This is a genomic window from Limnohabitans sp. 2KL-51, from assembly GCF_003063645.1.
Lineage (GTDB): Bacteria > Pseudomonadota > Gammaproteobacteria > Burkholderiales > Burkholderiaceae_C > Limnohabitans_A.
On the sequence record NZ_NESJ01000002.1, the window covers coordinates 328,335 to 340,706 of the forward strand.

Here is a 12,372-nt window from a genome sequence, read left to right on the forward strand (position 1 = left end):
CGATTCGGCAGGCGTGTCCCTTAGCCAGATGTTTTTGACACTCAGTAGGCGTTCAGGCCTTGCCAAACCCGCCACCGCCCGGCGTGTGGATCTCAAACACATCCCCCGCCTGCATCTCAACCTGGCCAATGTGCGCCAACTCTTGCACGCTGCCATCGGCGCGCACCACCCGGTTGATGCCCGGCAAACCGCTGTGCCCGCCCGCCATGCCAAAGGCCGGATGGACCCGACCGTTTGACAAAATGCCCGCCGTCATCGGCTCCAGAAAGCGCACGCGGCGCACCCCACCATCGCCGCCATGCCAGCGCCCCGCGCCGCCCGAACCTTGGCGGATCGCATAACTTTCCAACCGAACCGGGAATCGGAACTCCAGCACCTCCGGGTCGGTCAGGCGTGAATTGGTCATGTGCGTCTGCACCACCGAGGTGCCATCAAAACCACCGGCCAACTGGCCTTGTGCGTCAAAGCGCCCACCCGCGCCGCTGCCACCTGAGATGGTTTCGTAGTACTGCACCCGCGCATTGCCAAAGGTGAAGTTGTTCATGGTCGGCTGGCTACCCGCCATCACACCCAAAGCGCCAAACAACGCGTTGGTGATGCAGGTCGAGGTTTCCACATTGCCCGCCACCACCGATGCGGGCGGATTCGGGTTGAGCATGGAGCCCGTCGGGATGATGACCTTTAGCGGCTTCAAACAACCCGCGTTCAGGGGAATGTCGTCGTCCACCAAACTGCGGAACACATAAAGGACAGCTGCCATGCACACCGCACGGGGCGCGTTGAAGTTATTGGGCAACTGGGCGATGGTGCCGGTGAAATCGATCTCGGCCGTGCGCTCGGCCGCATTGACGCGCACCGCCACCTGGATCTGCGCGCCGTTGTCCAGCGGCAAAGTGAATGCGCCGTCTTTGAGGCGCGTGATGACACGGCGCACCGATTCTTCGGCGTTGTCCTGCACATGGCGCATGTAGGCCTGCACCACGTCCAAGCCAAACTGGTCCACCATGCGGCGCAGCTCTTGCACGCCTTTTTCGTTGGCGGCGATTTGCGCCTTCAAGTCGGCCATGTTCTGCGCCGGGTTGCGCGAGGGGTATTCGCCACTTTGCAGCAGCGCGACCATCTCGGCTTCGCGCAAATGGCCCGCCTCGACCAGCTTGACGTTGTTGATCTGCACGCCCTCTTCTTCGATGCGCGTGGAAAACGGTGGCATTGAGCCGGGCGTCAGGCCGCCTACATCGGCATGATGCCCGCGAGAGCCGACATAAAACACGGGGGCTACGTGACCGTCCAGGTACACCGGGGTGATCACCGTGATGTCAGGCAAGTGCGTGCCGCCGTGGTACGGATCGTTCAGCACAAACACATCGCCTGGCTGCATGCGCCCTTTGTTCTCTTGAATGACGGTCTGGATGCTCTCGCCCATGGAACCCAGGTGCACGGGCATGTGTGGCGCGTTGGCAATCAAATGCCCGTCGGCGCTGAACAGCGCGCACGAAAAGTCCAATCGCTCCTTGATGTTGACCGAGTAGGCCGTGTTTTGCAGCTGCAACCCCATTTGCTCGGCGATGTTCATGAACAGGTTGTTGAACACCTCCAGCAGCACCGGGTCGGCCTGCGTCCCTGCGGCGTGCTGCACCGCCCGCGCATGCACGCGCACCAACAGCAAATGGTCCAGAGCAGTCAGCCGTGCCTGCCAGCCAGGCTCGACCACGGTGGTCGCGTTTTTCTCGGCAATGATGGCGGGGCCATCGATCACGTCGCCGGGGCGCATGTCTTCGCGCACCACCAGCGCAGCGCCCTGCCACTCGGCCACGCCTTGCGCGTTGGCGGCGTACACACGCACCGTGTCGCGACGCGGCACCTCGCGCTCAGAGTTCAGCGCATGAACAGCCTCTTCGGGCGCATCGCCAGGCAGCACCGCTTCCACCGACACGGCCTCGACCACCAAAGCCTTGCCGACCATCAAGAAAGCAAAGCGCTGGCGATACGCCGCCTCAAACCCGGCCACCAACTGAGTCTGATCGCCCCAAGACACGACCAGCGCCGAGTCGGTGCCTTCGTAGCGCAAATGCACGCGTTGGCGCAGCTCGATGCGGTCGGCACCTCCGGCATCCACACCCATCTGGGCCAGCAAGGCTTGGCGCGAGGTCTCGCCCAAAGCCTGCAAGCGCTCGGCCATAAAAGGCATGGCGGCTGCATCCAAGCGCCGCTCGATGGATTCCTCGCGCATGACGTTCTGGTCGGCCAGGCCCATGCCATAGGCCGACAACACGCCCGCCAGCGGGTGCACCATCACTTGCGACATGCCCAAAGCATCGGCCACCAGACAAGCGTGCTGACCGCCCGCGCCGCCAAAGCACTGCAAGGTGTAGCGCGTCACGTCGTAGCCGCGTGCCACCGAAATTTTCTTGATCGCATTGGCCATCTGCTGCACTGCGATCTGGATGAAACCGTGCGCCACATCTTCGGCAGCGCGGCCGGTTTCCACGGCCAGTTGTTGGAAGTGCACTCGCACCACCTCGGCATCCAGCGGATCGTTCGCCTCCGGCCCAAACACCGAAGGGAAAAACTTCGGCTGCACCTTGCCCACCATCACGTTCGCATCGGTCACGGCCAGCGGCCCGCCACGGCGGTAACTGGCCGGGCCGGGGTTGGCCCCCGCGCTTTGCGGCCCCACCCGAAAACGCGCACCGTCATAGGCCAAGATCGAACCACCACCTGCGGCCACGGTGTGGATGCTCATCATGGGCGCACGCATGCGCACACCCGCCACCTGGGTTTCAAACTCGCGCTCGAACTGTCCGGCAAAGTGCGACACATCGGTGGACGTGCCGCCCATGTCAAAACCAATCACCTTGTCGTGTCCCGCCAGCTGCGCCGTGCGGGCCATGCCCACAATGCCGCCCGCAGGACCACTCAAAATGGCGTCCTTGCCCGCAAACACCTGCGCGTCTGTCAGGCCGCCCGAAGACTGCATGAACATCAGTTTCACGCCCGGCATCTCGCTGGCCACCTGGTCCACATAGCGCCCCAAAATCGGCGACAAATACGCATCCACCACCGTGGTGTCACCCCGGCTGACCAGCTTCATCATCGGGCTGGTTTGGTGCGAAGTGCTCACTTGTGTGAAGCCCACTTCACGCGCCAGACGAGCGGCGGCCAGCTCGTGTGCGGTGTGACGCCATCCGTGCATGAACACGATGGCTACCGAGCGCACGCCTTGCAAAAAACTGCTCACCAATTGGGTGCGCAAATGCACCTCATCGAGAGGCAGCAAGACCTCGCCATCCACCGTCACACGCTCCTGCGCCTCCACCACGGCGCTGTAGAGCAGCTCGGGCAAAACGATCTGGCGGTCAAACAAGCGCGGGCGGTTTTGGTAGGCGATGCGCAGCGCGTCTCCAAAGCCTTGCGTGGTCACCAGCAGGGTTGCCTCGCCCTTGCGCTCCAGCAATGCGTTGGTGGCCACGGTGGTGCCCATCTTCACGCATTCGACCTGCTCGGGGGTGACCGGCTCGCCAGCTTTGAGACCCAGCAAATGGCGGATGCCCGCCACCGCCGCGTCGCGGTATTGTTCGGGGTTTTCGCTCAAAAGCTTGTGCGTGACCAAGTTGCCGTCCGGGCGCTTGCCGACCACGTCGGTGAAGGTGCCACCCCGGTCGATCCAGAATTGCCAACGGTTTTTGCCAGCGGGTGTGATGGTGGATTCGCTCATAAGTCACTCAACAATCAGGATTCAAAAACAGGTTCACAAAGAAGCCGCCGCACGCGCAGCCTGGTCGTACATGCCCGAGAGCACGCGCAACAAGCGGGCCAGCTCGCCAATGTCACGGTTCAGGCCATCGTCGGCTTTCAGGGCGTCAATCAAGCAGCTCTCACGGATGTCACGGTAGCGCTGCACATAAGCACGCCCTGCGTCGGTCGCCGCATAGGTGACCTCTTTGCCATGCTTTTGCGACATCACCACACCCAAACCTTGCAGCTTCTTCAGGGCGTAATTCACCAAATGCGTGTCTTCGATGTTCATGATGAAACAAATGTCAGCCAGGCGCTTGTCACGCGCACGGTGCGTGACGTGGTGCAGCACCAGCACATCGAGCGGCGTCAAATCCTTCAGGCCCGCCGCCGACATGCAGTGGATGATCCAGCGGTGAAACGCGTTGCCCGCCACGATCAGGCCGAACTCGAACTCGCTCATCTCGGCGCTGTCGGGCGAGACCAGATGGGCCGAAGAGACGATGGGGTTGGCGTTCGCGATGGCAGTTGAATTTTTGCGCGGCATTGGAGGTGTTCAGACAAGTGAGGTCTCAAAGTTTATGTCCGTTGATGACAATTTACCAACAATTTGTTGACATTAAGGGAAAACACCGATCACACCCACGCCTCAACTTGCTTACAGTGAACCCCAGCCAGATGCACCCGATGCGCGCGATTAGCGGGCACCTTTTTTGCACGGCCTGTTTGACCGTTTATTCCACATTCACAGGAGTTCTCATGCAACGTCGCGCCCTTCACCTCAGCCTGCTGGCTGGTCTGCTCGCTGTTTCCGGCTTTGTGTCGGCCCAAACCAAATGGGACCTGCCTGCCGCCTACCCTGCCACCAATTTCCACACCGTCAACATGACCCAGTTTGCGGCCGATGTCGACAAAGCCACAGCGGGCAAACTCAAAATCACGGTGCACGCGAACGCCTCGCTGTTCAAGGCGCCGGAGATCAAACGTGCCGTACAGGGTGGTCAAGCCCAACTGGGCGAGATCTTGCTGGTCAACTTCCAAAACGAATGGCAGCCCTTTGGTGCGGATGGTCTGCCCTTCCTGGCCGACAGCTACGACGAATCCATGAAACTCTACAAGGCGCAAAAACCTTTGCTGGAGAAAAAATTAGCCGAGCAAGGCATGATGCTTTTGTATTCGGTGGCCTGGCCCCCACAGGGCATTTACAGCAAAAAGCCCATCAACAGCGTGGCTGACTTGAAGGGCATCAAGTGGCGCGCCTACAGCCCCACCACCGCCAAGATCGCTGAACTCGTGGGCGCCCAGCCCGTGACCGTTCAAGCGGCCGAGTTCTCTCAGGCCTTGGCCACGGGCGTGGTCGAATCCACCATGACGTCAGGGGCCACGGGCGTCGACAGCAAGCTGTTTGAGCACCTCAAGTTCTACTACGACGTGCAAGCTTGGTTGCCCAAAAACGCGGTGATTGCCAACAAGAAAGCCTTTGACGCGCTGGACAAGCCCACCCAAGATGCCTTGTTCAAAGCCGCAGCCGAGGCTGAAACCCGGGGCTGGACCGAATCGCGCAAGGTCAACACCAGCACGCTGGAAATCCTCAAAGCCAACGGCATGACTGTTGCACCGCCTTCTGCCCAGCTCAAAGCCGACATGAAAAAGGTGGGCGACACCATCATGAAGGAATGGCTGGACAAGTCAGGCGCTGAAGGCAAGGCCATCGTCGACGCCTACAAGCGTTGAACCCATGCGCCGACTGCTGAACGCGATTTATGCCAGCACCGCCGCCATGGCGGCGCTGTGCATGTGCGGCCTGCTGTTCATGGTGCTGTTGTCCGTCTTGAGTCGGCAGCTCCATGTGCATGTGCCCGGCACCGATGCCTATGCGGGTTACCTCATGGCCGGGGCGGGCTTTTTGGCGCTGGCCCACACCTTGAAGCGCGGTGAACACATCCGCGTGACCTTGGTGCTGGGCTTGTTCAAGGGGGCTGCACGCCGGGGCATGGAAGTATTCAGCCTGTCGCTGGCCAGCCTGCTGGCCTGTTTGTTCGCCTTCTACAGCTGCCGCCTGGTGTGGCAATCCATCGAGTTCCACGACATCTCCACGGGCAATGACGCCACGCCTATGTGGATTCCGCAGCTGGTCATGGCCCTGGGCACGGTGATTTTTGCGCTGGCCTTTGTCGACGAACTGGTGCTCGAAATCCTGGGTCGCCGCACCGCCACCGACAGCGGCGAGATGCTGCGCAACGAATGACTTGCCATGAATGACATGATGATCACAGGGCTGCTGGTCCTGACCTTGTTTCTGATTTTGGGCAGTGGCGTGTGGATTGGTCTCACGCTCTCTGGCGTGGCCTGGGTCGGCATGCAATTGTTTTCCGCCAGACCCGCGGGTGACGCCATGGCGATGACCATCTGGGGCTCGGCCTCGAGCTGGACCCTCACCGCCCTGCCCCTGTTCATCTGGATGGGCGAAATTCTGTTTCGCACACGACTGAGCCAGGACATGTTCAAGGGACTGGCCCCCTGGATGCAAGCCTTGCCCGGTCGATTGCTGCACACCAATGTGGTGGGCTGCGCGATCTTTGCCGCGGTGTCGGGCTCGAGCGCGGCCACCTGCGCCACGATCGGCAAGATGACCCTGCCCGAGCTGCAAAAACGGGGATACCCCGAAGACATGGTCATCGGCACCCTGTCCGGCTCTGGCACCTTGGGCCTGTTGATTCCGCCGTCCATCATCATGATCGTGTACGGCGTGGCGGCCGATGTGTCGATTGCCCAGCTCTTCATCGCCGGGGTTTTGCCCGGCTTGCTGCTGGCCGGGCTGTTTTCGGGCTACATCATTTATTGGTCCTTGCGGCACCCAGACCAGATCCCGCCGCGTGACGCCCCCATGAGCTTCATGCAAAAGCTTGAAGCCTCCAGTAGCCTGATCCCGGTGGTCTTGCTGATTGCAGCGGTGCTGGGTTCGATATACACCGGCTTTGCCACCGCCACCGAAGCTGCGGCCGTGGGGGTAGTGGGCGCGTTGGTGCTGTCCACCCTGCAGGGTTCCATGAGTTGGGCGGTGTTCAAAGACGCTTTGATGGGCGCCACACGCCTTTATTGCATGATCGCCTTGATCTTGGCGGGGGCTGCGTTTTTGACCTTGTCCATGGGCTACATCGGCCTGCCGCGCCACTTGGCCGAATGGATCGGTGGTCTGGGCCTCAGCCCCTTTGCACTCATCATGGCCTTGATGGTGTTCTTCATCATCTTGGGTTGCTTTTTAGACGGCATCTCCATGGTGGTGCTGACCATGGGCGTGCTCATGCCCACAGTACAAAAAGCGGGCATCGACCCAATTTGGTTTGGCATCTTCATCGTGTTTGTGGTTGAGATGGCGCAAATCACGCCGCCCGTGGGTTTCAACCTGTTTGTGCTGCAAGGCATGACAGGCAAGCAACTGCCCTACATCGCCCGCGTGTCCATGCCCATGTTTTTCCTGATGGTGGGCGCAGTGTTGCTGATTTACTTTGTGCCGGGCATCGTGACCTGGCTGCCCACCCAGATGAAGCTCTGACCGTTAGCTCCCATTCATCCCCTATGATTCAACCCGTCCCAATGGACGGGTTGTTCATTTGGGCGATAAGGAATTTTCTGTGTTCAAAAATGTGATGGTTTACCGCATCGGCGAGGGCTTTTCGCCCACATTGGCCGATGTGCAGGCGGCGCTGGAGCCGGTGCAGTTTGTGGAGTGTGGCGCCAGCCAAGACAAGTCGATTGGCTGGGTACCGCCCCGGGGCGAGGCCCACGGCCCTTTGGTCGAATCAGTCTCGGGTCAGTGGATCATGAAGCTGATGATCGAGTCCAAGGCCGTGCCCGGCAACGTGGTGCGCCGCAAGGTGGACGAACGTGTCGCAGAAATCGAAGCGGCCACGGGCCGCAAACCCGGCAAAAAAGAAAAGCGCGACCTGATGGACGACGTCTTGTTGTCGCTGCTGCCGCAAGCCTTTGCGCGCCAGTCCACCGTGCTGGTGTGGATGGACCTGGAAAACCGCCGTTTGGTGCTGAACGCAGGCAGTCAAGGCAAGGCCGACGAAGTCATGTCCGCGCTGATGAATGTGATGGGCGGCCTGTCGGTCTCACTCATCCAGACCGTGACCTCACCGCAAGCGGCCATGACGCAATGGCTCTTGGCGCAGACGCCCGATGAATGGCCCGCCGACCTGACTGTCGAGCGCGAAACCGTGCTCAAGTCCACCGGTGAAGACGCTGCCAGCGTGCGCTTCACCCGCCACCACTTGGCCAACGACGATGTGCGCAAACACGTCATGGAAGGCAAGCTGCCCACGCAACTGGCGCTGAGCTGGGACGGGCGTGTGGCCTTTGTGCTGACCGAGACCCTGCAGCTGAAAAAGGTGCAGTACCTCGACGGCGTGATGGACGAGTCGGGCACCGACAAAACCGAAGACCGCTTTGACGCCGACGTGGCTTTGTCCACCGGCTTGCTGGGGCCGCTGATCGACAGCTTGATCGAAGCCCTGGGTGGCGAGATGGAACTGGGCGCAGCGGCTGCCGACCCAGCCCAGCCGAACCCGACACGCACGGTGGTGAATTCGACCCTCAAGCCTAGTGCAACGGGCGCAGCAGCGACCGACGAAGACCCGCCGTTTTAATCGCCGGTAAGACTCCAGCGAAAGGACCCACGCCATGCTCACGGTGATCGCGATTTGCCTGGGTGCTTGTGTGGGTGCCCTCTCGCGCTGGCAGCTGGGTCTGTGGCTCAACCCCCAACCCGCAAGCGCTGGCCTGCTGCCTTGGGGCACGCTGGCGGCCAACCTGATCGGTGGCTACCTGGTGGGTGTGTGCGTGGGCGTATTCCAGCAACTGCCCGAGCTCGACCCGGTTTGGCGCTTGGCCCTGGTCACCGGCTTTTTAGGGGCACTGACCACTTTTTCCAGCTTCTCGGCCGAGGTCGTGGCCATGCTGCAGCACGGCCGGTTTGCACTGGCCTTGGGCACAGCCGCCTTGCACCTGTTGGGCTCGTTGGCGCTCACGGTGCTGGGCCTGCACACCGTCACGCTGTGGGCGGCGCGCAGCTGAAGACCAGCCCACTCGCCTTAGGCTATGCCCATGGCCTGCTGCAAGACCTGCAAAGCCTGCTGATCATCGTGGCCTCGCCAGGCCACCACCTGATCGGGTCGAATCAACACCCACGGCGCTTCGTACAAGGCCAGCAGATCCTGGCCGCTGTGCGCCACCCGTTTCAAATCCACGCCCAGTTGGCTGGCCGCAGCCAAAAACTCTGAGGCATCCAAGGGCTGCGGGCCCAGTTGCAGCAAGGTCCATTCGCTGTGAAACGTGTCATAAAGCGAGCGCCCATCGGCCAACCAGGCATGCGGCGGACGCCCGCCCGGGCAGGCACTGGGCTGGTAGCTGTTGGCCGCATCGGGCGGTGGTGATCTGCCATCGGCCACCACGATCGCCGACCCGTCATAGCGCCCGCCAAACGTTACCCCGGGGATGTTGAACTCCAGGCGCACATGCACGTTCAGATGCTCTGACGCCATTTGCCGCGCGAGATCGCCCCGCTCAGACGCCTCTTCCAATTCAGGTGTGGCCGCAAACAAACCCACCGAGTCGGCAAACTGGCGTGCATATGCGGTGTTGCGGTGCGCCAAGGGCATGCGCTCCTGCGCATAGGTGTCCAGCAAGCGCGCCGGCGCCAGGCCCCGGACCACGCTGGCCAGCTTCCAACCCAGGTTGACCGCATCCTCCACGGCCGTGTTGTAGCCCAGGCCCCCAGTGGGCGTGAAAAGGTGGGCGGCATCCCCGCCAATGAACACGCGCCCTTGCTGAAAGGCCGTGGCCACCAAGGCGTGACCCGCCATCCAGGTGCCCACCGACAAAACTTCAATCGTGATGTCCAGCCCCATGGCCTGGTTGAAGATGCGCTGGGCATCTGCGGGCGTCCATGCATCGGCATCCTCGCCCTCATGCACCGCGGCGTGAAATGCAAACTCGCTGCCACCATCGACCGAGGCCATGAAAGCCCGGCGCTGGGCGTTCACAGTCACATACATCCAGGCCTTGCGGTGGGGAAATGCCTTGTCAAAATCTGGCGCCCGCAAATACACCGCAAACATCTTGCCGCCCATAAAATCCCGCTTGATGCCGGTGGTGCCGCCCCAAGCGATGCCCAGTTGGTGACGCACCGCACTGCGCGCGCCATCGGCCCCCACCAGATAAGCGGCATGCACCGTCACATCGGCCCCACCGGACACCGGTGTCACCACCGCCTGCACACCCGCCTCGGTTTGCGAGAAATGCTTCAAGGCCCAGCCATAGCGCAAATCGTTCGAGGGGCAGGCCTGTGCCTGACTGCGCAGGGTTTTTTCGACAAATTTTTGCGACACACGGTGGGGCAACTCGGCCGCACTCCACGAGCCTTGCATTGTCTTGATGGCTTGAGTCGCTTGCGCAGCCGTGGGCAAAGGCAGGCGTGCCAGTTCATGGCCCGTGAAGCGGGTGAAATAAGCGATGTCCGTCGGGTGATCGGCAGGCAAGCCCTGCGCCCGGATCTCGTGGGCAAAGCCCAAACGCCGGAAATGCTCCATGGTGCGCGCCTGCGTGGCATTGGCCTGAGGGTTGAAGGCCGTGCCCGGTTTGGGGTCCACCAACAAAGTCCGCACCCCACGACGCCCCAGCTCAATGGCAAGCATCAAACCAAAAGGCCCACCGCCTGCGATCAGCACATCCACCACGGTGGGGTCTGCTGCGTTGGCCAGGCCTTGCTCGGCCTCTTTCAAAGACATGTTCATTGGCTTTATTACATCGTGAGTTGCACCGTCGCCGAACTTGTCGCTCCGATCATGAGGCCCGATCGCGAAGCTCAAGGGCCAGTGCGTTCAATTCATCATAATGGCTATCGGTCAGCACTCGGGCTTTGACCGTCAGTCCCGAGACATCCATTGAGTGACCCCACCATGTGGAGGATGCACTCCACTAGAACTTGGGCGACGATGTCGCCAACGGGGCGAAGGGGCAGCCCTGCCTGGTTCAAGGCAGCGTCAAAGGGGTGCAGGGCGAAGCGGTGGCACATGAAAGGACGAGGTTTGGCAATCCGATCAGAAAGGCCTGTACGACGTGCAATACGCCGACAGGTCGCAGCACCAGGCCCAAGGGATACTCACAGCGGATGCTCATGTGCGCTTTCACTTCCAATCCATCTTGGCCATGCCCTACCCCATCCCGCACGATGGGCCGGTTGGGCAATTGCAGGTGGCCACGGCCAGGCACCCTTGGCGACCGCACATTTGCATTTCGAGATCGAGGCCCCGGGCTACGAAACCCTGATCACCCATGTCTTTCGCAAAGAAGACCCGTATTTGGCATCAGATGCGGTGTTTGGTGTGCGTGAGTCGCTGGTCACCGATTGGCTGCAGCTGGCCAATGGCAGTTACCAACTCGATTTTGACTTTGTGCTCAACCCGGTCTGAAGCGCTGACCACTTTCTCCAGCTTTTCTGCAGAAGTCGTAGCCATGCTGCAGCAAGACAGCATTGCCCTGGCGGCAGGCACGGCCAGCTTGCACTTTTTCGGCTCGCTGGCCCTCACGGTAACAGGACTTAAAACCGTGGGTCTGCTCTGGGCGCGATGATCGAGCGAGGGGCGGGTTTGCAGCGTTAGGAGACATCGGCTAAAAGCGCTGGCTGCCAGCTACCGGCCATAAGCGGCTGTTTAATCCTCTGAGCTAAAGAGCCTGAGCCAAAAATTATAGCAAACGATTGGGTTCAATTGTTAGAACTTTTGAATAAAGTTTGGGGCCTTGGATTGGTTTTGACGAATTAGTGTTTTCCTGGGGATTATTTGCCCATAAGAGTTGAACCTGCATACTCACTCAAACTTATTCACTGGAGTCTGCAATGCCAAGAGCGAAGAAAACATGGGCAGAAAAAATGAAAGCTAAACCGCCTCATCATGTCGTCCTCGACAAAGATTTTGCGGGGATACCTAAAGGGTCAAAGCTGCACATTTCAAGTCCAGAAGAGATTGCTGCTGAACTAAAGACGATCCCACCAGGTTCCATCTTGTCCATTCAAGCATTTAGGCGCAGACTGGCAGAGAAGAACAAATGCGATGCCACCTGCCCCGTTTCTACTTCTATTTTTCTCAGAATTGTTGCAGAGCACACATGGGAAGAATTCAATAGTTCTAGCAGCACACAAGATCTTGCCCCATTTTGGCGGGTCGTTGAATCAAGTTCACCTATGGCTAAAAAACTTAACTTTGACTCTGCATGGATTGACCTACAGCGGGAACTTGAAAAGCAGAACAGTTAGCAGATGTAGGAAAACTAATTTTAAGCACCGCTTAGGCTATTTGGTAATTTTCAATGTTTAGATTCTCAAAGCCTTTGAAAAAAGTTTGGGGTCTTGAGAAGTTGTCCTTTAAAAGGACAAACGATACGTAAAAATCGTTCTGTCAGGTTTGTTTTCGGCGGGTCTATCGTGCTTTTGAATTGATGTGGAGATCCAGTAGTGTCCGGTTAAAAAGTGAATAAATTCAACTGGTTAGCGTCGGACGGGTTGTCGATTGTGTTGCCATCGAGCTGCAAGGCGCTTGAAACCTCGGTTTTCTCGAATACCGAGACCGACAAGAT

The 12,372-nt window shown here is 59.9% G+C and carries 9 protein-coding genes and 1 pseudogene; 7 read left to right on the plus strand and 3 right to left on the minus strand.

Going from position 1 to position 12,372, the window contains the following annotated elements:
* Nucleotides 1-52 precede the first annotated feature (52 nt).
* Together B9Z49_RS03115 and B9Z49_RS03120 are read right to left on the minus strand one after the other, a co-directional pair.
* Entirely contained in the window at nt 53-3,715 is a 3,663-nt protein-coding gene (locus B9Z49_RS03115; RefSeq protein WP_108351964.1) for a hydantoinase B/oxoprolinase family protein, read from the minus strand.
* A 33-nt stretch (nt 3,716-3,748) separates the two neighbouring features.
* A complete protein-coding gene (locus tag B9Z49_RS03120) occupies nt 3,749-4,282 on the minus strand; it encodes a winged helix DNA-binding protein (protein WP_108351965.1) in 534 nt (177 codons plus the stop codon).
* Nucleotides 4,283-4,494: 212 nt separating this feature from the next.
* Here B9Z49_RS03120 and B9Z49_RS03125 point away from each other — a divergent pair, with 212 nt between their 5' ends.
* From B9Z49_RS03125 to crcB, 5 genes are all read left to right on the plus strand, one after another.
* Nucleotides 4,495-5,469, plus strand: a complete 975-nt coding sequence (locus tag B9Z49_RS03125; RefSeq protein ID WP_108351966.1) for a TRAP transporter substrate-binding protein — start codon at nt 4,495-4,497, stop codon at nt 5,467-5,469.
* Nucleotides 5,470-5,473: 4 nt separating this feature from the next.
* Complete coding sequence (locus tag B9Z49_RS03130) at nt 5,474-5,983, plus strand: TRAP transporter small permease (RefSeq protein ID WP_108351967.1); 510 nt, start codon at nt 5,474-5,476, stop codon at nt 5,981-5,983.
* A 6-nt stretch (nt 5,984-5,989) separates the two neighbouring features.
* Nucleotides 5,990-7,291 carry a TRAP transporter large permease gene (locus tag B9Z49_RS03135; RefSeq protein ID WP_108351968.1) on the plus strand — a complete coding sequence of 434 codons (1,302 nt, stop codon included), beginning with the start codon at nt 5,990-5,992 and terminating at the stop codon, nt 7,289-7,291.
* A 79-nt stretch (nt 7,292-7,370) separates the two neighbouring features.
* Nucleotides 7,371-8,387 (plus strand): recombination-associated protein RdgC, encoded by a 1,017-nt coding sequence (locus tag B9Z49_RS03140; RefSeq protein WP_233254486.1) that lies wholly within the window; start codon nt 7,371-7,373, stop codon nt 8,385-8,387.
* A gap of 34 nt (nt 8,388-8,421) precedes the next feature.
* Complete coding sequence (crcB, locus tag B9Z49_RS03145; RefSeq protein WP_108351969.1) at nt 8,422-8,814, plus strand: fluoride efflux transporter CrcB; 393 nt, start codon at nt 8,422-8,424, stop codon at nt 8,812-8,814.
* Nucleotides 8,815-8,831: 17 nt separating this feature from the next.
* Here the strand turns inward: crcB and B9Z49_RS03150 are convergent, their stop codons facing one another.
* Entirely contained in the window at nt 8,832-10,526 is a 1,695-nt protein-coding gene (locus B9Z49_RS03150) for an FAD-dependent oxidoreductase (RefSeq protein ID WP_108352008.1), read from the minus strand.
* Nucleotides 10,527-10,857: 331 nt separating this feature from the next.
* On the opposite strand from B9Z49_RS03150, the pseudogene B9Z49_RS03155 reads away from it, so the two are divergent.
* Both B9Z49_RS03155 and B9Z49_RS21490 read left to right on the plus strand, forming a co-directional pair.
* Nucleotides 10,858-11,210 (plus strand): annotated as a pseudogene (locus B9Z49_RS03155) (hypothetical protein).
* A gap of 425 nt (nt 11,211-11,635) precedes the next feature.
* Nucleotides 11,636-12,052, plus strand: coding sequence for a hypothetical protein (locus B9Z49_RS21490; protein WP_146188453.1), 417 nt, complete (start codon nt 11,636-11,638; stop codon nt 12,050-12,052).
* Nucleotides 12,053-12,372: the final 320 nt, after the last annotated feature.

Coding starts and splice junctions, on each gene's coding strand:
- B9Z49_RS03125 (WP_108351966.1), top strand. CDS start 4,495: ATGCAACGTCGCGCCCTTCACCTCAGCCTGCTGGCTGGTCTGCTCGCT.
- B9Z49_RS03130 (WP_108351967.1), top strand. CDS start 5,474: ATGCGCCGACTGCTGAACGCGATTTATGCCAGCACCGCCGCCATGGCG.
- B9Z49_RS03115 (WP_108351964.1), bottom strand. CDS start 3,715: ATGAGCGAATCCACCATCACACCCGCTGGCAAAAACCGTTGGCAATTC.
- B9Z49_RS03150 (WP_108352008.1), bottom strand. CDS start 10,526: ATGTCTTTGAAAGAGGCCGAGCAAGGCCTGGCCAACGCAGCAGACCCC.
- B9Z49_RS03120 (WP_108351965.1), bottom strand. CDS start 4,282: ATGCCGCGCAAAAATTCAACTGCCATCGCGAACGCCAACCCCATCGTC.
- B9Z49_RS21490 (WP_146188453.1), top strand. CDS start 11,636: ATGCCAAGAGCGAAGAAAACATGGGCAGAAAAAATGAAAGCTAAACCG.
- B9Z49_RS03135 (WP_108351968.1), top strand. CDS start 5,990: ATGAATGACATGATGATCACAGGGCTGCTGGTCCTGACCTTGTTTCTG.
- crcB (WP_108351969.1), top strand. CDS start 8,422: ATGCTCACGGTGATCGCGATTTGCCTGGGTGCTTGTGTGGGTGCCCTC.